Here is a 20,968-nt window from a genome sequence, read left to right as displayed (position 1 = left end):
AATCAGCTCGGTGTGGGCGGAAGCTCACCGCAACGGTCCAGCTCATCGGCGGTGTAGCCGCCAGGTGAGCGCATCGGCACCCGGTACCAGGGTTCGGAGGGCTCTTCACCCGCAGGCTGAGAGGACATGTCCGGCCCCCTCCCCTACTTCTCGGGGCTGAGCCACAGGGCTTCGGCGGCGACCAGGCCCAGGGCCTGTTCGCGTACCTCGTCGTCCTTCTCCGGGTGCACTGAGATCTGGATCGATCCGGCGAAGGGCAGGCGCTCGACGACCTCCACGCTCATGCCGATGCCGATGTCGATGTCGGCGAGGTAGCGCAGGAGCTCGGGGTCGGTGTCGTTGACCCGGACGATCACCCCGGAGGTCCCGGCCTCGGCGTCGGAGAGCAGCACGGACTCCCGCTCGACGATGGTGCCCTCCTTGGTGGGGATGGGGTCTCCGTGCGGGTCCACCACCGGGTCGCCCAGGTGGGTGGCTATGCGGTCGACGAACTTGTCCGAAACCACGTGCTCGAGGATTTCGGCCTCGTCGTGGACCTCGTCCCAGGAGTAACCCAGCTCAGCCACCAGGTAGGTCTCCAGGAGCCGGTGGCGGCGCAGAACCGCCAGGGCGGCCTTGGTCCCGGTGTCGGTCAGGCTGACGTTTCCGTAGCGCTGGTGCTCAACGAAACCGAGTTCGTTGAGTTTGCGGAGCATCCCGGACACGGATGAGTTGGACACGGCTAGCCGCTCGGCCATCCCGGAGATGGTCACCGGTCCGGTGCCTCGCTCCTGGAGGTCGTAGATGACCTTCACGTAGTCCTCGGCCGAAGTGGACGGCCGTGCCGGTGTGTTCCCCATGCCCGTAACCGTATCGCGGACCGGCGGGGGCCCACGATCACCGCCGCCGCGCCTGTGGACAACGCGCGCGGCCGAGGGCGCGGGTGCTACTTGGCCGCCTTAGGCGGCGCAGGGCGGGTTCTGGTGTGCCTGGGTGGGGCGGCCGCGCGAGATGATCCGGGTGCCGGCGACACCGACCTCGCGGACCTGCGTCGACCCGCAGGCACACCGCGACCACACGGTGAGGCCGTTTCCGGTCCGGTGCTGGGAGAGCACCGAGAAGGGCTGGCCGTCGGGCCAACCGCAGTGCGGGCAGACGCTGGTCATCGGGCACCTCGTGTTTGTTGTCGTCTTCTCCGATCCAGCATCACGCCCCCGAACCCTCGCGGTCCAGGTTGAGTTTCTGGATAGTACTCTGAAGAATTGCCTACATGATCGATCTTCGCCGGCTCCGCATCCTGCGGGCCGTGGCCCACCACGGAACGGTGACCGCGGCAGCCGAAGCGCTGCACTTCACCCCCTCGGCCGCCTCCCAGCAGATCCGCCAGCTCGCCAGAGAGCTGGACGTGACTCTGCTGGAACCCCAGGGGCGCGGCGTGCGGCTGACTCCGGCCGCGCGAAGCCTGTTGGAGCACGCTGACGCGATCCAGGCCCGATGGGAGCAGGCGGAGGTCGAGATGCGCGGGCTGGGGACGGAACCGTCCGGACCGCTGCGCGTCGCCAGCTTCCCCGTCGCGCTGTCCCGGTTGCTGGCCCCCATGGCCGCCGCACTGTACACAGACTACCCACGCCTAGACGTCAGGGTCCTGGAATCGGAGCCCGGAGAGAGCCTGGACCTGCTTTTTCGGGGTGATATCGACCTCACCGTCCTCGAGTCCGCCCCCAGCACCCCGTCGCTGAGCGACACCCGCTTCGAACAGAATCCCCTGCTCGAGGACCCACTCGACCTGCTGGTCCCAGACGGGCACCGGCTGGCGGACCGGGCGAGCGTGCCCCTCGTGGAAACATCGCGGGAGTCGTGGATCCTGCCTCCGCCGGGAACGACCTGTCGCGCCCACGCCATGACCGCGTGCGGGGCGGTGGGCTTCACCCCGCAGGGCGAGCACCAGGCGCTGGCCTGGGGTTCGGTGGCATCCCTCGTCGCCCATGGCCTGGGGGTGGCGCTCGTGCCGCGTCTTGCGGATCTGTCCCCGGACTTGGCGGTCACTCGGGTGCGGTTGGAGGGAACCCCCTCCCCCTCGCGCACACTGCTCACGTTCACCCGGGCTGGCTCGCGCAGACACCCCGCGATCGCCGCCGCCGTAGCCGAACTGGAGCGCATCGCCCCCGGCGCCGTTGCCTGACGTTCCCTTGTCACCCCAGGCTTTTGCTAATCGCGCGGGCACCAACGGGCGAGGGCCTCCCCCAGAGGCCCGGACTCATGCCCGTCCTCGGCGCGGACCCAGATCGCGTGCCCGTCGGGGCGTACCAGAACAGCCGAGGCCGCACCGGACCCTTTCCATTCGGCCACGGTGACGTCTTCGGCGGAGCTCTTGGTCCCGGTGGATGCGCCAAGGAGCACCGGTCTTCCCTCGGCCAGCAGTCGGGACAGCGACGTGTCTCTCCCAGAGGTACGGGCGTACACATCGGGGACCATCCGCCCCACCCAGGGGTGCGCCTCCGGGGACCGGGCGTGTGTCTCGTACCGGGTGTCCAGGCCGGTGGCGGCCTCAGCGAGGACACGGCCCGCGTCGGGGTGGGAGAAGACCCGGGTGAGCAATTCTGCCACCGGTTCCAGCTCCGGTCCGGCCTGCCCCAGGAGCGCTTGGGCGCGGGTGCTGGCCAGGACCGCGACCCCCGCGGGGTGGCGTTCGGCGTGGTAGCTGTCGAGGAGGCCCTCCGGGGCGGTCCCCGCCACCTCGGCGGCCAGCTTCCAGCCGAGGTTGACCGCGTCGTCCAGGGCCACGTTCACCCCGGTGGCCCCGGAGGGCGGGTGGATGTGGGCGGCGTCACCGGCCAGCAGAACCCGCCCCTGCCGGTAGGTCGCGGCCTGGCGCGCGGCGTCGCCGAACCTGGTCAGCCACAGGGCCCGTTCGATATCCAGGGAGCGGCCGAGCACACCCTCCACCACCTCGCGGAACCGCTCCAGGGTGACCGTCTCCCGGATGTTGGCCGGCGGCGCGGGGTCCTCGACGGCCAGGCGCACGTGGTCGGGGCGCGGTACGGCGAAGAGCTGGCCGCCGGGGCCTTCGGTGACGCCGAAGCCGATCTCTTCCTTCTCGCCGAGGACGAGGTCGCCCATGAGGGTGTAGGTACTGGCCCCGGTTCCGGGGAAGTCGATCCCGGAGCGTCTGCGTACGGTGCTGCGGCTGCCGTCGCATCCCGCCAGGTAGGCGGCGCGCAGGGTGTGCGGACCGTCGGGGGTGTCGAGGGCGGCGGTGACCGTGTCCGGTCCCTGGCTGAGATCGCTGAGCGAGTGACCGCGCAGGATCGTGGCGCCGGAGGCGAGGAGGTGTTGTTCCAGGAGTTCCTCGACCCGGTTCTGTGCGATGCCCAGGGTGAAGGGGTGGTCGGTGGCGGCCCCGGTCAGATCGGCCGTGACCGGCAGGCTCACGAAGGGCGCGTGCGGTGTGCGCCACCCCTCCGCCAGGAACGGTTCGGCAAGGCCCCGGCGGGCGAGGAGGTCCAGGCTTCGGGAATTGAGAGTGAAGCCGCGGCTGAAACCCGAGCGCTCCGGCTGGGCTTCCACCACGGTCACGTTCGCGCCGCGGGAGTGGAGTTCGATGGCGAGCATGAGCCCGGCGGGCCCGGCCCCCGCGACGAGGACGTCGGTGTCGGTCTGTGTGCTCATTCGGCCGCCTCGGTGGCCGGGGCGGCGGGCCAGGACAGGCTCCCGGTGCGAATCTCGTCGAGGGTACGGGTGACCCAGGCGAGTTCGGCCTCGCTCATGTGCACGGCGTACTCGACCTCGATGAGGAACAGCCGGGGGAGTTCGTGGTCGGCGGTGACCTCCTCGAGGTCGGTGCGCGCCGACTCGATCTGCTCGCGCAGCAGTTCGGCCCGCTGGGTCAACGCGTGCTGGGCACGGTCGGGGCCGAGGGCGCCGAGGTAGGCGACGGCGGACAGGAAGACGGGGTATTCCGGTGACGGGGTACGGATGATCGAGTCGAGCCAGGCAAGGAATTCCCGCTCCCCCGGCTCCGTGTGCGCGTAGACGGTGCGCTGGGGGCGGTTGCCTTCGCGGACGGTGGCGTGGGGCTGGATCCAGCCGTCGCGGACGAGGGCTTCCACGGTGCTGTAGAGGGTGCCGGTGCTGAGCTTGAACGTGGTGTCCATGTGGCGCTCACGCAGCGTGGAGGTCATCTCGTAGGGGTGCATGGGCCGTTCCTGGAGCAGTCCCATGACGGCCAGGGCCAGCGGGTTGGCGTTCTTGCGTCTGGGTGCCACCGGCATCCTTCTCTAGTCGAAATAGAATAGTCGAACTCGACTATACACCCAAGCAGGGCTGAGCCCGGGTCGGACAGGAGTGGTCCGTCCGAGGCACGGTCCCGGCTCCCAGCGGCCTTGAACTCAGTTGACGGGGTTCTGGGGTGAGCCCTGTGGGAGCGCCGAAGGTGTGCCCTGGTGGTAGAACATCCGCCACCGGCCGTCTGCGCCGCGCCGCCACAGCGAGCTGCGCAGGGCATGGCGCCCACCCACCGAGGTGGCGTACGTCAGGTGCACGATTCCGGGCGCGAGCCGGGTGCCGCGCAGGTCCAGGACCCGGATCGCTTCGCCGGAGGTCATCGCGGGCAGGTCGGCGAGCATCCGCTCCCGGTCCCACCGGCGCCCCGACTTGCCCACCTCGACGAACTCGGGGTCCAGGAGCTCCCCGGCCAGCTGCCGCGAGGTACGCACCGATGGCGAGTGCAACCGCAGCTCCGCCGCGATCGCCTGCTCGACCTCGTCGCACCCGCCGTGCCCGTTGTCCATGGGTCCTCCACTCGGTTGTCGCGGATCCTACGGCTTATCCACCGGCCCGGGCACCGTGTTTCCCACACGCCCGAAAAACCCGGTGGAGAAAGCGGACGGGTCCGACCCATGCTTGGGTGCATGCCAGCATTCCGTTGCCGTGACTGCCGGACCGCTCTGACCAACGCCATGCGCGAGGTACCGCTGCCCGACATCGACGATGCCGCCAGCCCCTTCGACTTGGGGAGGGCGGACTGCCCGCCCCGGATGACCCCCGGAACCTTCGCGTTCCCCGGGCGCGGCCAACGCGAAGGTTCCGGGAACCCAGTCCTCGCCCGTGCCGATGTGCCCGGCACCCGGTACACCGCTGACCGGCGCAGGATGAGCGGTTGCTGCGGCCCTGCCGGGATCGACGGGCTGAACCTGCTGTGCGCTGGCTGCGGCGCTGAGGTCGGGACGGAGAGCTCTGACTGCTGGACCGTCCACCAGGTCGTCCTGGACTCAGCGGCGGTGGAACCCGTCGAAGCCTGATCCTGACCGCGCCCTCGCAGCAGACCGCGCTGATCACAGGAAGCGGCGGCGGGGAAACGGATTCATCCGTGTTCGTGCCGTTTATGCGCCTCGGCGCCGTCGATTAGTTGCGTGAACTTCCGAAAATCCGCCCCACAAGGGCTCTAGCGCCTCAACACTGGGAGGTGGTGGTCGGGAAGGGAATGCATTGAAGGACGTTCGGGCTCGGTACGTGTTGGCTTTCGACTCCTCCTGTGGCAGGTGCGCGGATATCTCCGCCACGGTGGAGGCGGTCTCGAGCGGCAGGTTGGAGACACTGCCCCTCACCCATCCGGACGTGCGGGAATGGCGGCTGCGGCAGTGGGGGCCCAACGCCCCATGGGTGCCCATACTGGTACGCCATCACGGAACCCGGGTCCGCTGCTGGAGCGGGGTATCGATGATCCACCCCTTCGTCCGCGGGCTGGGCGCACTCGCCACACTGCGGGTCCTGGACGCCCTCGGCGAGCTGAGCCGCCAGCGCCGACGCACACCTTGGGAACGGGCCCGCATCCCCGCCCCGGATACTCCCCGGAGGCCCCGCCTGCCGGGACTGATCGCCGGAAGCATGGTGGCCGTGTCCCTGGCCCTCGCCGGGCGTACACCCGCGCTGGCCCGCTCCGACCACGCCCTGGCCCGCGAGTGGGTGGAGGCCAACCGCGCCAGGCTCCCCCGGGACTACGACGAGTTCGCCGCCCACCCGCTGGTCCGGCGCCGTCTCGTCTTCTCTGAGCTCTCCCCCGATGCGCGCCGCGACCTGTGGCTGGAGCACCTGCGCCGCTACGAGCGGGCACATCCCCGGCTCACGGCGGCCCAGCGCGAGGTGGTCGACCTGGCGCGGGGGATGCTCTCCGACCGGCTGGTGTTCCGTGACGGCTTGGACCCGACCCGGGAACGGGAACTGCGCGGACTGGCCGTCTCCGCCTTCGGTACGGAGGAGGCCCACGCCCTGCTGGCCACGCTGGGCCCCGACGAACCGGATCCGCACGAGACCAACCCGGCGAAGAGGGGGCGCTGCGGAGCCTGGGAGCCGTGCCTGTCCAAGGGCTGCCGGGAGGTCCCCTTCACCTGCGGAACCGCGTGGGTCTACACCCGGGACGGCCTACGGGAGCGGGCCGAACCCTGAGGTCCGGCCCGTGCTGTGGACCTGGTCGGCCCGATGGTCAGCCCAGCTGCTTGAGCAGCTCCTGGGCCAGCGGGGCGGAGGAGGCCGGGTTCTGGCCGGTGACCAGGTTGCGGTCCACCACGACCTTCGGCGCCCAAGGCTCACCCTCCTGGAAGTCCAGGCCCGCGGCGACCAGACGGTCCTGGAGCAGCCACGCGGCCTTGTCGGCCAGCCCGGCCTGGGCCTCCTCGGTGTTGGTGAACGCCGACACCCGGTAGCCGGAGAACGCGTTGTGCCCGTCGGAGCGCTCGGCGGCCAGGAACGCGGCCGGAGCGTGGCAGACGACCCCGAGCGGCGTGCCCGCGTCCAGGGTCTTGGTGAGCAGGCGCCCGGAGACGGGGTCCACCGCCAGGTCCTCCATGGGGCCGTGCCCGCCGGGGTAGAAGACGGCGGCGTAGTCGGCCGGGTCCACGTCCTCCAGCTTGACGGGTGCGCGGAGCTCGTCGAAGGAGTCCAGGGCGGCCTTGACCCGGTCCGCGTTCTCCTGGCCGCCGTTGGCGTCGGCGGCGAGGCTGCCCTGGTCGACGGGCGGAACGACCCCGCCGGGGGTGGCGACGACGATCTCGTGCCCCGCTTCCTTGAAGGCCTCGTAGGGGGCCACGGCCTCCTCGGCCCAGAAGCCGGTCGGGTGCTTGGTGCCGTCGGCCAGGGTCCAGGAATCGGCGCCGGTCATCACGAAAAGGATCTTGGACATGCTGTGTCACTCCGAAGGTGCGCGGGCTGATGGCCTGGATAGTGTTGCGCGTCGCGGGTCGCCGACCCTCCGGTCACGGAGCGTCAGAACCACGACGTCACCGACGCTAGTTTCCTCGGTAGTGATTTGCCAATGAGGCACCCTATGTCGGCCATCGGGATCCTGATGGGACACCGTTTCGGGGCCCTGACCTCAGTGCGCGTCGGCCATGGCCCCTCGGAAGGTGCGCCGGTAGGTGAGGGGGGACACGCCGATCGCGGCGCGCATGTGCTGGCGCAGCGACGTCCCGGTGGCGAAGCCGACCTGCCCGGCGATGTCGTCCACCGGAAGGTCGGTGGACTCCAGGAGGTGGCGGGCCCGCACCACGCGCTGCTGGGTCAGCCACCTCCCCGGGCTCATCCCGACCTCCTCGTTGAACCGGCGGATGAAGGTGCGCAGGCTCATGTGCGCGTGTTCGGCCAGTGCGGCCAGGGTGAGTGGCTCGGTCAGGTGCTCCAGTGCCCAGGCGCGTGTGGCGGCGGTCCCCTCACGCCCGTCCTCGGGCACCGGCTGCTCGATGTACTGGGCCTGGCCGCCGTGGCGCCAGGGCGGCACCACACACGCCCGGGCCGCCCGGTTGGCGACCTCGCTCCCCTGGTCGGTGCGGACCAGGTGCAGGCACACGTCCATGCCCGAGGCTGCCCCAGCCGAGGTCAGGATGTCGCCGTCGTCGACGAACAGCACGTCGGGGTCGAGGTCGACCCGCGGGAACCAGGACCGGAACTGCTCGGTGAGGGCCCAGTGCGTCGTGGCCGGGCGCCCGTCCAGCCATCCGGCGCTGGCCAGGACGAACGCCCCGGTACAGATCGACACCACGCGCGTTCCCGGCCGCACCGACTCCAGCGCGGCCACGAGATCGGGCGACAGCTCGTGCGTGAGGAGCTCGCAGTCGAAGGGCGGGATCACCACGGTGTCGGCGGTGGCCAGGGCGCGGGGACCGTGCTCGACGGTGATGCTGAAGTCGGCGTTGGTGCGTACCGGACCTTCGTCGATGCCACAGGTCAACACCTCGTACCGGTGCTCGCCCACGGCACCGAAGACCCGGGCGGGCATCCCCAGTTCGAAGGGGTAGACGCCCTCCAGGGCCAGGACCGCGACACGGTGTGGAACAGCCATGGCACGATCCTATCCAAAGATGACAATCATGCCATGGCGCGGCCGGGGGCAGACCCGGCAACCTGGGAGTATGACCAACGACGACAGTGCGACCATGGTCGCCATCCAGCAGGAAAGCCACGGCGGGCCCGACGTTCTCCAGCAGGTCCGCCTGCCCCGACCCGCACCGGGCCCCAGCCAGATCCTGGTCTCGGTCCGCGCCGCCGGGGTCAACCCGACCGACTGGAAGCACCGCGCGGGCGGGCTGTTCCTCAACCGCCTCCCCCTCGTCCTGGGCTGGGACGTATCCGGGGTCGTGGAGTCCGTGGGTTACGGCGTCACGCTCTTCAAACCGGGTGACGAGGTCTTCGGGATGCTGCCCTACCCGCACGGGGTCGGTTCGCACGCCGAGTACGTCACCGGGCCCGCGCGGGCCTTCGCGCACAAGCCCGACGGGATCGACCATGTCCAGGGCGGTGCCCTGCCACTGGTCTCCCTCACCGCTTACCAGGCGCTGGCAGACACCGCCGGTGTGCAGGAGGGGCAGCGGGTGCTCGTCCACGCCGCCGCGGGCGGGGTCGGGCACGTGGCGGTGCAGATCGCCAAGTCCCTGGGCGCGTACGTCATCGGTACCGCCAGCAAGCCCAAGCACGGGTTCCTGCGCGAGCTCGGCGCCGACGAGGTGATCGACTACCGCGAGGTCGACTTCACCGAGGCGGTCAAGGACGTCGACGTGGTCCTGGATCCCATTTCCGGGGACACCCGGGCCCGCTCCCTGGACGTGCTGCGCCCGGGCGGGACCCTGGTGTCGATCCTGCCCGGACAGGACCCGGACGAGGCTGCCAAGGCCGCGCGTGCGGGGGTCCGGGTGGAGACGCTGCTGGTGGAGGCCGACCACCAGGGCATGAACGCGATCGCCGAGTTGGTGGACCGGGGTGCATTGCGCGCCAGCGTGGAGGCGACCTTTCCCCTCGCCGAAGCGGCCAAGGCGCACGCCCTGGGCGAGCGGGACCGCACCACCGGCAAGATCGTCCTGACCGTGCCGTCCTGACCCAGGGGTGCCGGGGCCAGTGGCTATCGGTGGTCAGGGCCTGGCCCGGGAACGCCCCCGGTCGATCCGGGGGCAGTCCCGGGCCGGGTCACGCCCGCTGGCGGAGGTAGGCCTCCAGCTCCGCGGCCCCGGCCAGCATCGCCCGGCCGCGGGCGGAGAGCCGACCGTGCCAGTCGGACAGCGTGGCCTCCAGCGGCTCCAGCCCGCCCGCGGTCCGCACCTGGTCGATCAGCGGGGCGATCTGTGCCAGCAGGTAGCCGCCGCGCCGGAGCTGGTGGGCCAGCCGGGCGTCCCGTACGGCGGCCTCGTCGTAGACGCGGTAGCCGGTGTGCGGGTCGCGGTGCGGGCGCACCAACCCGGCGCCCTCCCATTTGCGCAGTGTCGCGGGCCGGATCCCGAGCTGCCGGGCCAGCGGCCCGATGAAGGTGTCGCCGTTGGTGCGCTCCGGGGCGGGTCTGGCGGCCGTGCCGCTCGCGCGTGCCGCCTTCGGCTCGAGGTCGCCAAGAGCGCTCTCCACGGCTTGGAGGGTCCGCCGGTCGTCGAGGAGCTGGGCGTGGCTCTCGTCGATGAGGCGGAACGCTTCCTCGGCCGCGCCCTGGTTCACGGACCGCATGATCGACGTCGCCGTCTGGTGGCCGTGGCCGGGCACCAGGGCCAGGAACGCGCTCAGGGCCGCAGCGTGCAGCGGGGTGTAGGTGCGGTAGCCGTGGGATGTGCGGGCGGCCTCCGGAAGGATGCCGTCCGCTTCGTAGTTCCTGACCGCCTGGGTGGACAGTCCGTGCCCGCGTGCCAGATCGATCGGCCGGAGCCGCGACCTGTTTTGAAGCTTTTCTGCCATGATCGCGATGATAACGCGCTTAAGTCTCCACCGTTGGTTCAACGATATCGTTGAAGGCATGGATATCGACATCAAGGACACGGCACACGCCGTCGAAGCCGCTGCCGTCAAGGCGCTGCTCCCGGGCCGACCCCGGATCCTCGCCCTGGGCGAGCCCACCCACGGCGAGGACACCCTGCGCGAGGTCCGCAACGACCTCTTCCGGGGGCTCGTGGAGCAGGAGGGCTACCGGACCATCGCGATCGAGAGCGACTGCCTGACGGGGTTGCTCGTGGACGCCTACGTCACCTCCGGCGCGGGCACCCTCGACGAGGCCATGGAGCGCGGGTTCAGCCACGGCTTCGGTGACTCCGAGGCCAACCGCGCACTCGTGCGCTGGATGCGCGCCCACAACGAGGACCGACCCGCCTCCGAGCAGGTCCGCTTCGCCGGGTTCGACGGCCCACTGGAGATCACCGGGGCCGCGAGCCCCCGGCAGGCCCTGGCCGCACTCCACGACTTCCTCGCGGAGCACGTGGACGCGGACCTGCTCCCCTGCACCGCGCAGACACTCGACCAGCTGCTCGGCGCGGACCAGCTCTGGACCCACCCTGACGCGATGATGGACCCGGCCAAGTCCGTGGGGCAGTCGGCTGCGTCCGGTCAGCTGCGGTTGATCGCCGACGATCTGGCGGCCCTGCTCGAGGAACAGGCGCCGCACCTGATCACGGCCGCCTCGAGGGAGGACTGGGAGCGGGCGCGGCTGTACGGGCGCACCGCGGTCGGCCTGCTCCGCTACCACCGCTGCATGGCCGACACCTCGCCCTGGCGCATGAACCGGTTGCTGAGCGTGCGGGACCGGATGATGGCCGACAACCTCCTCTCCCTGGCCGGGCGCGGACCGGTGCTGGCCTTCGCCCATAACGCCCACTTCCAGCGGGAGAAGAGCTCGATGGACATGTGGCAGGGGCCGGTGGAGTGGTGGAGCGCCGGTGCCCTGGTCAGCGCCCGGATCGGCGGGCAGTACGCCTTCGTGTCCACGGCCCTGGGCACGATCCGGCACCGAGGGGTGGACACGCCGCCGCCGGACACCCTCGAAGGGCTCCTGTACGCGCTCCCGGAGGAGCGCTGTGTCGTCGATGCCCGGCGGCTGGCAGGCGCCCTCGGGGACATGCTGCCCGAGCGGCGCGTGTCCCCCTGGTTCGGCTACGCCCCCTTCGACCCGACCCACCTGGCCGCCAGTGACGGGATCGTGTTCGTCAAGGATGCCGTCGAGAGCTGACTCCGCGGGTCACACACCGGCGGGGAAGCCAACCGCGGTCGGTCGGCGCTCCGCCCAAGGGCTGGCCTCCTCCAGCTGGGCGGCCAGCCGCAGCAGTAGCCCCTCGCCCGCCGAAGCGGCGATGAACTGCACGCCCAGCGGCAGGCCGGATTCCGTCCAGTGCAGGGGGACCGACATGGCGGGCGTCCCGGTCAGGTTGGCCGTCATCGTGAACGGGGTTGCGGTGAGGTTGTTCATCACCTCGGTGGTCACCATGTCGGTGGCGGTGACGACCCGCTCGGTACGGGTGCGCACCAGCAGGCGTTGGGCGGCGCGCAGCCACGGTGGTGTGTCCAAGCGGCCGATGGTCACCGGTGGGCCCGCGATGGTCGGGGTGAGCAGCAGGTCGTAGCGGGAGTGGAAGTCGGCGAGTCTGCGGACGTGCTCGTTCCAGCGCTCGTTGCCCCGGACGTAGTCGGCGGCGGTGTGGGCCCGTCCCATGGCGGCGAGCATGAGGGTGTCGGCTTCGAAGGCGTCGCTCGAGCAGCCGGTGTCGGCCTTGATCCCGTCCACCAGGGCGGCCATGGAGCCGTACCAGAGCGTCACGAAGTCCTCGGTCAGCGCCCGGCCGTCGATGGCCGGTTCGGCCTCCACCACCTCGTGGCCCAGGCCTTCCAGCAGTGCGGCGGCCCCGCGCACCGCCCGTACCGCTTCGGGGTGCACCCGGGTGTCCAGCGGGGAGCGGGCGGTGAAGCCGATCCGCAGCCTCCCCGGCTCGCGGCCGACCTCTTCGGTGTAGGGGCGCTCCGGCGGCGCGATCGGGTACGGCGAGGTGGGCTCGGGGCCCGCCATGGCCTGGAGGAGCGCGGCGCTGTCGCGCACGGTGCGGGTGACGACCCCGTTGACCGAGGCGCCGTGCATGGGCTCGCCCCAGTTCGGTCCGAACGGAACCCGGCCGCGTCCGGGTTTGAGGCCGAACAGCCCGCAGCAGGCGGCGGGGATGCGGATGGATCCGCCGCCGTCGTTGGCCCCGGCCGCGGGTGCGATACCGGCCGCCACCGCAGCCGCTGAGCCGCCCGAGGACCCGCCGGGGGTGTGGCCGAGGTTCCACGGGTTGCGGGCCGGGCCGAATTCGACGGACTCGGTGATGGCCTTGGCGCCGAACTCGGGGGTGTTGGTCTTGCCGAAGGGCACCAGTCCCGCCTCCAGCCAGCGGCGCACCACCTCGGCGTGCTGGTCGACCGGGACGTGCCGCAGGGCCCGGTTACCCCCAGATGTGGGAAAGCCCGCGTAGTCCTGGAAGAGGTCCTTGAGCAGGAAGGGAACCCCGCCGAGGGGGCCTTCGGGGGAGGCCGCGGCGAGGCGGCGACCCTCCTCGTACATGGGGAGGATGATGGCGTTGAGGGCGGGGTCCACCTGCGCGGCCCGCTCGATGGCCGCCTCCAGCAGCTCGGCGGAGGTGGTCTCCTTGTTCCGCACCAGCTCGGCCAGCCCGACAGCGTCGTGTCTGAGGTACTCGTCAACTCGCATGCCCGGAACCTAACACCGGACTGGAACGCGTTCTAGCTTCTGTGGGCCTGTTGTTACTGACGGGTTGGAACCCCGGGGCGGGCGAGCCCGCCCCGGCCGCTCTTCTCAGCTCGCACCGGGGAAGGCCCTGCGCACCCAGGCCACGATGTCAGCGGGAGGCGTGTGCTCCTCCGCCCAGAGCGAGGCCTCCAGGACGGTCTGCCCCCAGTCGTCGAAGTCCAGAACCGCGGAGTTGTCCCCTTCCGCGTTCCGCACGACGAACTGCCAGCGGTCGTCCTTGCTGACCTCCACGCTGAAGCCAGCCCCGGTCAGCCCTTCGCGGATCCGCTCCATGCGGCGCTCCACCTGGAGTTCGGTGAGCATGCCGTCCATGTCGGGGTCGAGCTCGCCCCTGTGGACGACCTCGTTGGGCCTAGGCCTGTCGTGGTAAACAGTGGTTGAACCGGGGTCGTTTGACTTGTTCATGCGCACCTCCGGGGAAGGCGGTCCGGGTGAGGAGAGCGACCAACTCATCGAGCTCGCCCGGGCCGTTTCGACTGCGGCATGAGCCTCCCCCCGAGAATCCGGCAGTGACTCACACCTCACTTAGGGCTAGAGTGGCATGTGATCCAATCGAAAGCAATATTACGCATCAGCAAGAAAGCCATAGGTCTTGATTGTGAACCTATGGGTGTTATAGGGGGTTGGTGTGGCAAAGAAGTCGGGCGCGAAGGTCACCCTGCGACGCCAGTGGCTGGGGAGGCGCCTGCGAGAATTCCGCGAAGCCAGCAGGCTCACGCTGGACGCACCCGCTGAGTTCCTCCAGCGCACTACAGCGACCGTGAGCCGCGTCGAGTCGGGCATCTACCCCATCCGTCGCCCTGACGTGATGGCCCTGTTGGACCTCTACAACGTGACTGACGCTCAAGCCCGCGAAGGCATGCTCCGCATGAGCGACGATGCCTGGAAAAGTGGCTGGTGGGACGGTTTCGCGAAAGAGTTCGATCAATGGTTCGTGGACTTCGTCTGGCTGGAAGAGCAAGCCACCGAACACCGGCTCTACGACAACGCCCTTCTCCCCGGCCTCCTGCAAACCGAAAACTACGCTCGAGCGGTCAACGAAGCAGTGAGTGGGCAGTCGAACCACGATCAGATCGAGCACCTCGTCATGCTGCGAATGAAGCGTCAGGAGCTTCTGGAACGCGACGAGCCGCCGGTCATCCGCTCGATCGTTGACGAGGCCGTACTCAGGCGCATCGTGGGCGGAGTTTCAGGTATGAAGGAGCAACTGCTTCACCTGGTCGAGTGCTCAGAACGACCCAACGTCCACCTCAGGGTGCTCACTTTCGACGGCGCTGCTCGCACCTGCCCTACCAGAGACATCAAGCTCTACGTCATTCATGATCCTTATCCTGATGTGGCCTATGTGGAGACACCTCAAGGCAGTGTCTACGTAGAGGAACCGGACACTGACGAGACAGCCGAACGCTATGATCAACTATGGGATTCTGCCCTAGACGGGGCGGATTCGGCCGCATTCGTAGCGGCGCTGAGCAAGGAGTTGTAATGAATACCGCCAAGTCGGCCCGGACCACATTCCCCCGGGGGCTGCCTGAGGTCGGATGGCACGTCAGCAGCTACAGCGAGAATGGTGGCGGCCAGTGCGTCGAGGCTGGCCAGGTGTTCGATCAGGCCTGCTACGCCGTGCGCGACTCCCGCAACCGCGACCACACCGCCCTCGCCTTCCCCTCCCACGACTGGACCGCGCTCCTCCAGGCCGTCACGGCGCGCTGAAGGGGTTTCACCGTCCTCGGGCTGGAACCGCCGCCTTGAGCAGCATCTCCTCGTGTTCGTCCTCGGGGTCGGAGTCCAGCACGATCGCTCCCCCAGCGCCCACGGTGACCTCTCCCCCGGCATGAACAGCCGTGCGGATGACGATGCTCAGGTCCGCCTCGCCGGTGTGCGACACGTACCCCAGCGCGCCCGAGTACACCCCCCGCGCGGAGGACTCCAGACGGTCGATGATCTCCATGGTGCGCAGCTTGGGCGCCCCGGTCATCGAACCCCCCGGAAAGCAGGCGCGCACGGCTTCCATGGTGGACACCTCGGGGCGCAGCCGCCCCCTGATGGTCGAGACCAGCTGGTGCACGGTGGCGTAGGAAACGGTGTACATGAAGGCGGGCACGTCGACGCTGTCGACCTGGCACACCCTCCCCAGGTCGTTGCGGAGCAGGTCCACGATCATCAGGTTCTCGGCGCGGGTCTTGGCGCCGGTGCGCAGTTCCGCGGCCGCACGGGTGTCGGTGGCCGGGTCGGGGTGGCGGGGTGCGGTGCCCTTGATGGGGCGGCTCTCCGCCACGCGCTCGGAGTCCACGCGCAGGAACCGTTCGGGCGAGGCGCTCAGCACGGTCACTCCGCCCACCCGCAGCAGCGCCGCGTAGGGGGCGGGGCTGGCCGCCCGTAGGCGGCGGTAGAAGTCCAGGGGGTCTCCCCCGCCGAGGTCGGGCAGCCGCACCCGGTTGGTCAGGCAGATCTCGTAGCTCTCGCCCTCGGTGAGGTGGCCCAGGCACGCCTTGACGTCGTCCACGTACCCCTCCCGTGGGCGTTCCAGTAGGCCGGGGAGGTCGACGGGGGGCGCGGAGGGAGCGGGTTCGGGCAGCGAGGGCAGGTCCACCAGCGCGGAGTGGGTGGCCTCGACCCAGGCCTGTGCGTCGGGGGCACCGTCTACACAGACCACGTAGGTGCGGTCCTCGTGGTGGTCGACGGCGATAAAGCGGTCGGCGCGCATCCACGCGGCGTCTGGGGTGGCGGCGGTGTGCGCGCGGGCGGCCCCGCAGTCGGCCTTGAGCTCGTAGCCGAGGTAGCCCACGTATCCGCCGGTGAAGCCGAAGGGCAGGCCGGTGTCGCGGAGCGGGTGGCCGGTACGCCGTTCCAGTGCCTCGAACACGTTCCCGGGTTCGACGCGCGTGCCGGTGGCGGAGCGCACGCGCACGCCCTCGTCCCCGACGTCGTAGGTGAGCACCTCGGCCTCGGGGCCGGATGCCTCGCCCAGGAAGGAGAAGCGGGCGGGGCCCTCGGGGCGGGAGCTGTCCAGCCAGAAGGCGTGGTCCGCATCGGCGTACAGGTGAGCGAAGGCGCGTTCGGTGTCCACCGCGAACGGCAGCTCCGCGGTGTGGATGCCGGGTGCGGGCGCGTCCGGGGCTGCGGGGGCCGTGGACGCCTCCGCGGGGGCGCTGCGGGGCGACGCGGTGGGCGCCGCCGGGCCGGTGCGCGGCAGGTGGTCCCGTGCCAGGTCGAGGAAGTTGGCGACCAGGTCGGCGCCGTGCTCGCTGGCGATCGACTCGGGGTGGAACTGCACGCCCCAGCGCGGGAGCTCGCGGTGTTCCAGACCCATGACCACGCCGTCCTCGGCCCAGGCGGTGGCGACCAGGGGTTCCGGGAGGGGTTCGGGGACGGCCAGCGAGTGGTAGCGCACCGCGGTGAAGTCCTGCGGCAGTCCCGCGAAGAGCCCCCTGTCGCTGTGCCGCACCCGGGTCAGGTGGCCGTGCCGGGGTTCGGGCGCCGAAGACACGACGGCCCCGGCCAGGTGGGCGATCGCCTGATGTCCCAGGCACACCCCCAGCACCGGAATGCGGGTGTGCTCCAGCAGCTCGGGGATTCGCCCCAGGTCGCGGCGGGTCTGCGGGCGGCCCGGCCCCGGGGAGAGGACCACGGCGTCGACCGTGGCGGCGTCGAAGTCCGCCCAGCGCACGTCGTCGTTGGTGAGTACCCGGGGCTCCTCGCCGAGCACGCGGGCGAGGAGCTGGAACACATTGAAAGTGTAGGAGTCGTGGTTGTCCACGAGCAGAACGCGCATCCCGCCCTTTCTGGGTGCGGTGGCTTCCGGGTCGCGATATCCCAGGTTACGGCGTTTTGGGTGGACTCGGGTGCGGAGGTTCCCTCCTGGGCAGCGGCACAACCCTGGCGGTGCGGCCCCGGGGCGGGTAAACAGGGAGGACAAGGGGTAGAGCGCACCTCGCGCAGTCGAAGGAGTGGGCCGTGAACGTCTTCGTCGCCGCGATCTCCATCGTGGTCGTCATGGGGTTGGCCTTCTTCTTCGTGCTCACCGTCACCGAGGTCGGACAGGCCGTCAAGCAGCGCTACACCAAGCGGGCCGCTGAGCCGCCCCCGCGCCCCGAGCGACCGTCACTGGACGCGGCCGCGCAGGAGTTGCGGATGCGCTACGCCCGGGGCGAGATCAGCCGCGAGGAGTACCTCCAGCGCAAGATCGACCTCGAGGAGTACTGAACCGCACTCGAGCCGCCGCGTCCCCTATTCGGTTTCCGCGCCCCGAAAGACGGTTGACACCTGGGGCGGGGTGGGTACAGTACTCCTCGTCCTGTTGTCTACGAACGAGGTGGACGTTGCGCATCTGAGGTTCGCGATCATCACGCGGTACGGCGCCGGTATCCGGCTTTCCCGTCGCGTGCATGGAGCCTCGGTGTAGGAGCCGTCCCATCGTCCAGGACTCTCTCACCACCCCTGTCGGCTGACCGCCGCGTGGTGCTCGCATACGAAGCCCTTTCCACACCGCTTCCGTCTGCGAGAACTCCCATGTCAAGAACCAGCACCACCGCGAGTGCCGCCGTCGCGTGCTCCGACCTGTCCTTCCAGTGGACCGACGGCACCGTCGTCTTCGACGGCCTGTCCCTCACCTTGGGCAGGGGCCGCACCGGCCTGGTCGGCACCAACGGCGCTGGAAAGTCCACCCTGCTCCGGCTGCTGGCCGGCCAGCTGGCCCCGGCCCGCGGTTCGGTGACCGTCGGCGGCAGCCTCGCCTACCTGCCGCAGAACGTCACGCTCGACACCGGTATGCGGGTCGACCACGCCCTGGGTATCGCCGCGAAACGTGCCGCACTGCACGCCATCGAGGGCGGGGACGCCTCGGAACGACACTTCGAGACCGTCGGTGACGACTGGGACATCGAGGAGCGCACCCTGGCGACCCTGGGCTCACTCGGCCTGGACGGCATCGAGCTGGACCGCACCGTCGACCAGCTCTCCGGCGGCGAGACCGTCCTACTGCGCCTGGCCGCGGTCCTGCTGGAGCGCCCCGACGTGCTCCTGCTGGACGAGCCGACCAACAACCTCGACCTGTACGCCCGCCGCCGCCTGTACGAGACCGTGGAGACCTGGCGTTCCGGCTCCCTGATCGTGGTCAGCCACGACCTGGAACTCCTGGAGCGCGTGGACCGCATCGCCGAACTGCGCACCGGCGCCGTGACGATCTTCGGGGGCGGCTGGTCCGACTACCAGGACGCCTTGGCGGTCCAGCAGGAGGCGGCCGAACGCACCCTGCGCGCCGCCGACGCAGACCTGCGCCGACAGAAGCGCGAACTGGAGGAGACCCAGCTCAAACTGGCCAAACGGCAGCGTCAGAGCAGGAGGCTGGACGCACAGGGCGGGATACCGAAGATCGTCGCCAACGAGCTGAAGAAGTCCGCCCAGCAGTCCGCGGGCAAGCTCCGCGGCATCCACGAGGACCGGCTCGACGAGGCGCGCGAGCGCAGGGAGGAGGCGGCCGACGCGGTCCGCCAGGATGCTGAGATCAAGGTGGACTTGCCGCACACCGCGGTCCCCAACGGTCGCGCGGTTCTGGCGCTCAGCGGGCTGCGGCCTCGGTTCGGGCGGCTGGCCGAGGGGGAGCTGCTGGTGAGCGGCCCCGAGCGGATCGCCCTGGTCGGGCGCAACGGGGCGGGCAAGACCAGCCTGCTGCGCACGATCACCGGGGAGAGCGCCCCGGTGTCGGGTGAGGCCAAGGTGTCGGTACCCCTGCGGTTCCTTCCGCAGCGGTTGGACGTCCTGGACGAGGAGCTGAGCGTCTTCGAGAACGTGTCCCGACTGGCCCCGGGCGTCACCGACCAGCACATCCGGGCCCAGCTCGCGCGGTTCTTGTTCAAGGGGGCGCGGGCCGAGCAGGTCGCGGGGACACTGTCCGGAGGTGAGCGCTTCCGGGCGTCGTTGGCGGCGACGATGCTCGCCGCACCGGCCCCGCAGCTGCTGATGCTGGACGAGCCGACCAACAACCTGGACCTGTCCAGCGTGCGGCAGCTGACCGGAGCGTTGGCGGCCTACGAGGGTGCGCTCCTGGTGGCCAGCCACGACCTACCCTTCCTGGAGGCGGTCGGCATCAACCGCTGGCTCCTCCTCGACGGGGAACTGCGGGAAACCACCGCCGAGGAGGTGCGCGACCTGTTCGGGGCCGACTCCCCTGCCTGACCTGACCGACCACCCGGGGTCACCGCGGTGGCCCCGGGCCCGGAATCAGGGCATCGGCTCGCCCGGGTAGGTGCCGAACGACCACAGGTTTCCTTCAGGGTCGCGCACCGCGAACTCGCGCGATCCGTAATCGGTGTCTCCCAAGGCCATGATGACGTCGGCCCTGCTGGCGACCACCCTCTCGTACAGGGCGTCCGGGTCCGACGTCACGACGTAGGTACCCGCGGTCCCGGGCGCACGCGACCATTCGCGACCGGGGCGGTGGGAGCCCAGCATGAGGCCGCCGCTGCCCTCGGGCCACAGGAGCTCGGCGTGTGCCACGGTGTCGCCGTCGTCGTGCCGGGCGGCGACGACGAAACCGAAGGTCTCGACGTAGTAGTCGATGAGCTTGGGAGCATCGGTGGCTTGCAGTGTCACCCAGACGGTGGGATTCGTGTTACTCATGCGACCCATTCTGCGCTGGAGATGTGAGCGCCGTCTTGGATGTTTCGGAACTCCCCTGCCAGCCAGGTCCTCGGCGGAGCGCCGACGAAGCGGACGAACTCCCCGCTCAGGTGTGCCTGGTCGGCGTACCCGGCCCCGGCCGCCACGCGAGCCAGGTCGACACGGCCGTGTCGGCGTACGCTCTCGGTCATCAGGGCCCGAGCGTGTTCGAAGCGCATGAGCAGAGCGGCGCTCTTCGGTGTCAGGCCGACCTCGCGCCGGAAGAGCGTGCCCAGGTGGCGCGCGCTCACTCCCACCTCACGCGCGAGCTCCCCCACCGGGAAGCGTCCGTGTGTACGTCTCAGCAGGTGCCAGGCGTGCAGTACCTCGTGTCGCGGCGCCGCGTCCTCGTTGTCGCGGTGCTGCTCGATGAGGTAGCGGCAGATCAGGGCGAACGCCTCGTCCCACCCCTTGGCTCCGGTCAGGCGGGCCTGGACCTGGGCCGCACGTCGGCCGAGGAGTGCCGCGCCGTCGTAGTCGCTGACGCTCAGCTCAGAAGCCGGTACGCCGAAAAGGGTGCGGGCGGCGAGCGGGTGCACGGCGAGCTGGACCCCCGCCTGCCCCGGGCGCTGGTGGACGTGGCTCGCCCTCAGGTGCAGGCCGCTGAGGAGTACGGGATTGGGCCGCGCGTAGGCCACCCTGTCCAGAGTTTCGGCGGCCTCGACCCCCTGGTCAAGGCTGAGGATGAAGGTCAGGGAGGCTGACGGGAGCCCGAGGTGCACCGTGTCGGGCACGTCGAGACCCCGGTAGCCGACCATCGTGGCCACCCCCGGTGCGCTGTTCGGGGCCGCCAGAGCGAAATCCCAGGCCGGGCCCAGTTCCCCGCCGTCCACGGTGTCAGGTTACAACCGCCTCCGCGCGAGTCCCATAGACCGGGGAGGGGGTGACCGGTGACGGTCACCCCCTCCCACGTACCCCATGTGCCCCTTCTCCGCCCCCAGAAGCTCCGACTGGGAGCTTGACGGAAGGTGAGACAGGGGCGCTGGCCTGCTTGGGCATGTGCGGCGGGCACGTACCCTGCTGCGCGTCGCCCCAGCGGCACTTGCACTGCGCATCTCTCAGTCGACAGCCAAACCCGGGCGGGCCCCCGCTGTGCGATGCTGCCGAGCTTGCGAGGCAGAGCACAGTAGGGGAACTCCTTCTTCGGCCTTGTGCCAGCACCACTGGACACCCCCGCCCGTCGCCCGCCACCAACCCTCAACGGACGCCTACGGCGCAGCACCCCCGCCCGTCGCCCGCCACCAACCCTCAACGGACGCCTACGGCGCAGCACCTTCTCGACGGGCAGCATCCACCGAA

At 70.2% G+C, this 20,968-nt stretch carries 23 protein-coding genes; 9 read left to right on the top strand and 14 right to left on the bottom strand.

The genetic code is table 11. The features are described from left to right. Positions 1-2: 2 nt before the first annotated feature. From ACYVD1_RS29335 to ACYVD1_RS29325, 3 genes are all read right to left on the bottom strand, one after another. A complete protein-coding gene (locus ACYVD1_RS29335; RefSeq protein ID WP_460777756.1) occupies positions 3-128 on the bottom strand; it encodes a hypothetical protein in 126 nt (41 codons plus the stop codon). Positions 129-143: 15 nt separating this feature from the next. Continuing rightward, the gene (locus ACYVD1_RS29330) at positions 144-839 is read right to left on the bottom strand and encodes a metal-dependent transcriptional regulator (protein WP_460777755.1); all 696 of its coding nucleotides are present in this window, start codon (positions 837-839) and stop codon (positions 144-146) included. Between the two features lie 99 nt (positions 840-938). Next, positions 939-1,145, bottom strand: a complete 207-nt coding sequence (locus tag ACYVD1_RS29325) for a hypothetical protein (protein ID WP_460777754.1) — start codon at positions 1,143-1,145, stop codon at positions 939-941. 104 nt (positions 1,146-1,249) lie between these two features. Between ACYVD1_RS29325 and ACYVD1_RS29320 the strand changes: the two genes are divergently transcribed. Then, positions 1,250-2,161: a LysR family transcriptional regulator gene (locus ACYVD1_RS29320; protein WP_460777753.1), complete on the top strand. Its 912-nt coding sequence runs from the start codon at positions 1,250-1,252 to the stop codon at positions 2,159-2,161. A 26-nt stretch (positions 2,162-2,187) separates the two neighbouring features. On the opposite strand, the gene ACYVD1_RS29315 is transcribed toward ACYVD1_RS29320, so the two are convergent. The 3 genes from ACYVD1_RS29315 to ACYVD1_RS29305 all read right to left on the bottom strand — a co-directional run bounded on the left by ACYVD1_RS29315 (position 2,188) and on the right by ACYVD1_RS29305 (position 4,769). Continuing rightward, positions 2,188-3,648, bottom strand: a complete 1,461-nt coding sequence (locus ACYVD1_RS29315) for an FAD-dependent monooxygenase (RefSeq protein ID WP_460777752.1) — start codon at positions 3,646-3,648, stop codon at positions 2,188-2,190. Next, positions 3,645-4,244, bottom strand: coding sequence for a PadR family transcriptional regulator (locus ACYVD1_RS29310; protein WP_460777751.1), 600 nt, complete (start codon positions 4,242-4,244; stop codon positions 3,645-3,647). Before ACYVD1_RS29310 ends, ACYVD1_RS29315 begins: the two co-directional genes overlap by 4 nt. Positions 4,245-4,367: 123 nt before the next feature. Then, positions 4,368-4,769 carry a nuclear transport factor 2 family protein gene (locus ACYVD1_RS29305; RefSeq protein ID WP_460777750.1) on the bottom strand — a complete coding sequence of 134 codons (402 nt, stop codon included), beginning with the start codon at positions 4,767-4,769 and terminating at the stop codon, positions 4,368-4,370. 120 nt (positions 4,770-4,889) lie between these two features. Between ACYVD1_RS29305 and ACYVD1_RS29300 the strand changes: the two genes are divergently transcribed. Continuing rightward, entirely contained in the window at positions 4,890-5,279 is a 390-nt protein-coding gene (locus tag ACYVD1_RS29300) for a hypothetical protein (RefSeq protein ID WP_460777749.1), read from the top strand. 418 nt (positions 5,280-5,697) lie between these two features. Continuing rightward, positions 5,698-6,423 (top strand): bacteriocin fulvocin C-related protein, encoded by a 726-nt coding sequence (locus tag ACYVD1_RS29295; protein WP_460777748.1) that lies wholly within the window; start codon positions 5,698-5,700, stop codon positions 6,421-6,423. A 37-nt stretch (positions 6,424-6,460) separates the two neighbouring features. On the opposite strand, the gene ACYVD1_RS29290 is transcribed toward ACYVD1_RS29295, so the two are convergent. Together ACYVD1_RS29290 and ACYVD1_RS29285 are read right to left on the bottom strand one after the other, a co-directional pair. Beyond that, entirely contained in the window at positions 6,461-7,156 is a 696-nt protein-coding gene (locus ACYVD1_RS29290; RefSeq protein WP_460777747.1) for a type 1 glutamine amidotransferase domain-containing protein, read from the bottom strand. A gap of 192 nt (positions 7,157-7,348) precedes the next feature. Then, positions 7,349-8,311 carry a GlxA family transcriptional regulator gene (locus tag ACYVD1_RS29285; RefSeq protein ID WP_460777745.1) on the bottom strand — a complete coding sequence of 321 codons (963 nt, stop codon included), beginning with the start codon at positions 8,309-8,311 and terminating at the stop codon, positions 7,349-7,351. A gap of 70 nt (positions 8,312-8,381) precedes the next feature. Here ACYVD1_RS29285 and ACYVD1_RS29280 point away from each other — a divergent pair, with 70 nt between their 5' ends. Continuing rightward, positions 8,382-9,341 (top strand): NADP-dependent oxidoreductase, encoded by a 960-nt coding sequence (locus ACYVD1_RS29280; RefSeq protein ID WP_460777744.1) that lies wholly within the window; start codon positions 8,382-8,384, stop codon positions 9,339-9,341. Positions 9,342-9,429: 88 nt separating this feature from the next. Here ACYVD1_RS29280 and ACYVD1_RS29275 read toward each other — a convergent pair whose 3' ends face one another. Further along, entirely contained in the window at positions 9,430-10,179 is a 750-nt protein-coding gene (locus tag ACYVD1_RS29275) for a TioE family transcriptional regulator (protein WP_460777743.1), read from the bottom strand. Positions 10,180-10,237: 58 nt separating this feature from the next. Between ACYVD1_RS29275 and ACYVD1_RS29270 the strand changes: the two genes are divergently transcribed. Further along, positions 10,238-11,440: an erythromycin esterase family protein gene (locus ACYVD1_RS29270; RefSeq protein ID WP_460777742.1), complete on the top strand. Its 1,203-nt coding sequence runs from the start codon at positions 10,238-10,240 to the stop codon at positions 11,438-11,440. A 9-nt stretch (positions 11,441-11,449) separates the two neighbouring features. Here the strand turns inward: ACYVD1_RS29270 and ACYVD1_RS29265 are convergent, their stop codons facing one another. Together ACYVD1_RS29265 and ACYVD1_RS29260 are read right to left on the bottom strand one after the other, a co-directional pair. Next, the gene (locus ACYVD1_RS29265; RefSeq protein ID WP_460777741.1) at positions 11,450-12,949 is read right to left on the bottom strand and encodes an amidase; all 1,500 of its coding nucleotides are present in this window, start codon (positions 12,947-12,949) and stop codon (positions 11,450-11,452) included. 105 nt (positions 12,950-13,054) lie between these two features. After that, a complete protein-coding gene (locus ACYVD1_RS29260; protein ID WP_460777740.1) occupies positions 13,055-13,414 on the bottom strand; it encodes a hypothetical protein in 360 nt (119 codons plus the stop codon). Positions 13,415-13,637: 223 nt separating this feature from the next. Here ACYVD1_RS29260 and ACYVD1_RS29255 point away from each other — a divergent pair, with 223 nt between their 5' ends. Further along, on the top strand, positions 13,638-14,495 hold the full coding sequence (locus tag ACYVD1_RS29255) for a helix-turn-helix domain-containing protein (protein ID WP_460777739.1): 858 nt from the start codon (positions 13,638-13,640) through the stop codon (positions 14,493-14,495). Next, on the top strand, positions 14,495-14,722 hold the full coding sequence (locus tag ACYVD1_RS29250) for a DUF397 domain-containing protein (protein WP_460777738.1): 228 nt from the start codon (positions 14,495-14,497) through the stop codon (positions 14,720-14,722). The genes ACYVD1_RS29255 and ACYVD1_RS29250 overlap by 1 nt, the downstream gene beginning before the upstream one ends. A gap of 7 nt (positions 14,723-14,729) precedes the next feature. Here the strand turns inward: ACYVD1_RS29250 and pabB are convergent, their stop codons facing one another. Beyond that, positions 14,730-16,784 carry an aminodeoxychorismate synthase component I gene (pabB, locus tag ACYVD1_RS29245; RefSeq protein WP_460777737.1) on the bottom strand — a complete coding sequence of 685 codons (2,055 nt, stop codon included), beginning with the start codon at positions 16,782-16,784 and terminating at the stop codon, positions 14,730-14,732. A 182-nt stretch (positions 16,785-16,966) separates the two neighbouring features. Here pabB and ACYVD1_RS29240 point away from each other — a divergent pair, with 182 nt between their 5' ends. Next, entirely contained in the window at positions 16,967-17,215 is a 249-nt protein-coding gene (locus tag ACYVD1_RS29240; RefSeq protein ID WP_460751200.1) for an SHOCT domain-containing protein, read from the top strand. A 306-nt stretch (positions 17,216-17,521) separates the two neighbouring features. Continuing rightward, positions 17,522-19,186 carry an ABC-F family ATP-binding cassette domain-containing protein gene (locus ACYVD1_RS29235; RefSeq protein WP_460777736.1) on the top strand — a complete coding sequence of 555 codons (1,665 nt, stop codon included), beginning with the start codon at positions 17,522-17,524 and terminating at the stop codon, positions 19,184-19,186. A 45-nt stretch (positions 19,187-19,231) separates the two neighbouring features. Here ACYVD1_RS29235 and ACYVD1_RS29230 read toward each other — a convergent pair whose 3' ends face one another. Both ACYVD1_RS29230 and ACYVD1_RS29225 read right to left on the bottom strand, forming a co-directional pair. After that, positions 19,232-19,630, bottom strand: coding sequence for a VOC family protein (locus ACYVD1_RS29230; protein ID WP_460777735.1), 399 nt, complete (start codon positions 19,628-19,630; stop codon positions 19,232-19,234). After that, complete coding sequence (locus ACYVD1_RS29225; protein WP_460777734.1) at positions 19,627-20,502, bottom strand: AraC family transcriptional regulator; 876 nt, start codon at positions 20,500-20,502, stop codon at positions 19,627-19,629. The genes ACYVD1_RS29230 and ACYVD1_RS29225 overlap by 4 nt, the downstream gene beginning before the upstream one ends. Positions 20,503-20,968: the final 466 nt, after the last annotated feature.

Source organism: Nocardiopsis nanhaiensis (assembly GCF_054778635.1).
The sequence above is the reverse complement of the archived record's forward strand: the minus strand, read 5'-3'. Positions and strand labels throughout refer to the sequence as shown.

Bases quoted from the DNA above. Each gene is read 5' to 3' on its own strand.
- ACYVD1_RS29280 (WP_460777744.1), top strand. From the start codon at position 8,382: ATGACCAACGACGACAGTGCGACCATGGTCGCCATCCAGCAGGAAAGC.
- ACYVD1_RS29265 (WP_460777741.1), bottom strand. From the start codon at position 12,949: ATGCGAGTTGACGAGTACCTCAGACACGACGCTGTCGGGCTGGCCGAG.
- ACYVD1_RS29300 (WP_460777749.1), top strand. From the start codon at position 4,890: ATGCCAGCATTCCGTTGCCGTGACTGCCGGACCGCTCTGACCAACGCC.
- ACYVD1_RS29260 (WP_460777740.1), bottom strand. From the start codon at position 13,414: ATGAACAAGTCAAACGACCCCGGTTCAACCACTGTTTACCACGACAGG.
- ACYVD1_RS29235 (WP_460777736.1), top strand. From the start codon at position 17,522: ATGTCAAGAACCAGCACCACCGCGAGTGCCGCCGTCGCGTGCTCCGAC.
- pabB (WP_460777737.1), bottom strand. From the start codon at position 16,784: ATGCGCGTTCTGCTCGTGGACAACCACGACTCCTACACTTTCAATGTG.
- ACYVD1_RS29330 (WP_460777755.1), bottom strand. From the start codon at position 839: ATGGGGAACACACCGGCACGGCCGTCCACTTCGGCCGAGGACTACGTG.
- ACYVD1_RS29270 (WP_460777742.1), top strand. From the start codon at position 10,238: ATGGATATCGACATCAAGGACACGGCACACGCCGTCGAAGCCGCTGCC.
- ACYVD1_RS29305 (WP_460777750.1), bottom strand. From the start codon at position 4,769: ATGGACAACGGGCACGGCGGGTGCGACGAGGTCGAGCAGGCGATCGCG.
- ACYVD1_RS29250 (WP_460777738.1), top strand. From the start codon at position 14,495: ATGAATACCGCCAAGTCGGCCCGGACCACATTCCCCCGGGGGCTGCCT.
- ACYVD1_RS29315 (WP_460777752.1), bottom strand. From the start codon at position 3,648: ATGAGCACACAGACCGACACCGACGTCCTCGTCGCGGGGGCCGGGCCC.
- ACYVD1_RS29335 (WP_460777756.1), bottom strand. From the start codon at position 128: ATGTCCTCTCAGCCTGCGGGTGAAGAGCCCTCCGAACCCTGGTACCGG.
- ACYVD1_RS29290 (WP_460777747.1), bottom strand. From the start codon at position 7,156: ATGTCCAAGATCCTTTTCGTGATGACCGGCGCCGATTCCTGGACCCTG.
- ACYVD1_RS29325 (WP_460777754.1), bottom strand. From the start codon at position 1,145: ATGACCAGCGTCTGCCCGCACTGCGGTTGGCCCGACGGCCAGCCCTTC.
- ACYVD1_RS29230 (WP_460777735.1), bottom strand. From the start codon at position 19,630: ATGAGTAACACGAATCCCACCGTCTGGGTGACACTGCAAGCCACCGAT.
- ACYVD1_RS29285 (WP_460777745.1), bottom strand. From the start codon at position 8,311: ATGGCTGTTCCACACCGTGTCGCGGTCCTGGCCCTGGAGGGCGTCTAC.
- ACYVD1_RS29320 (WP_460777753.1), top strand. From the start codon at position 1,250: ATGATCGATCTTCGCCGGCTCCGCATCCTGCGGGCCGTGGCCCACCAC.
- ACYVD1_RS29275 (WP_460777743.1), bottom strand. From the start codon at position 10,179: ATGGCAGAAAAGCTTCAAAACAGGTCGCGGCTCCGGCCGATCGATCTG.
- ACYVD1_RS29295 (WP_460777748.1), top strand. From the start codon at position 5,698: ATGATCCACCCCTTCGTCCGCGGGCTGGGCGCACTCGCCACACTGCGG.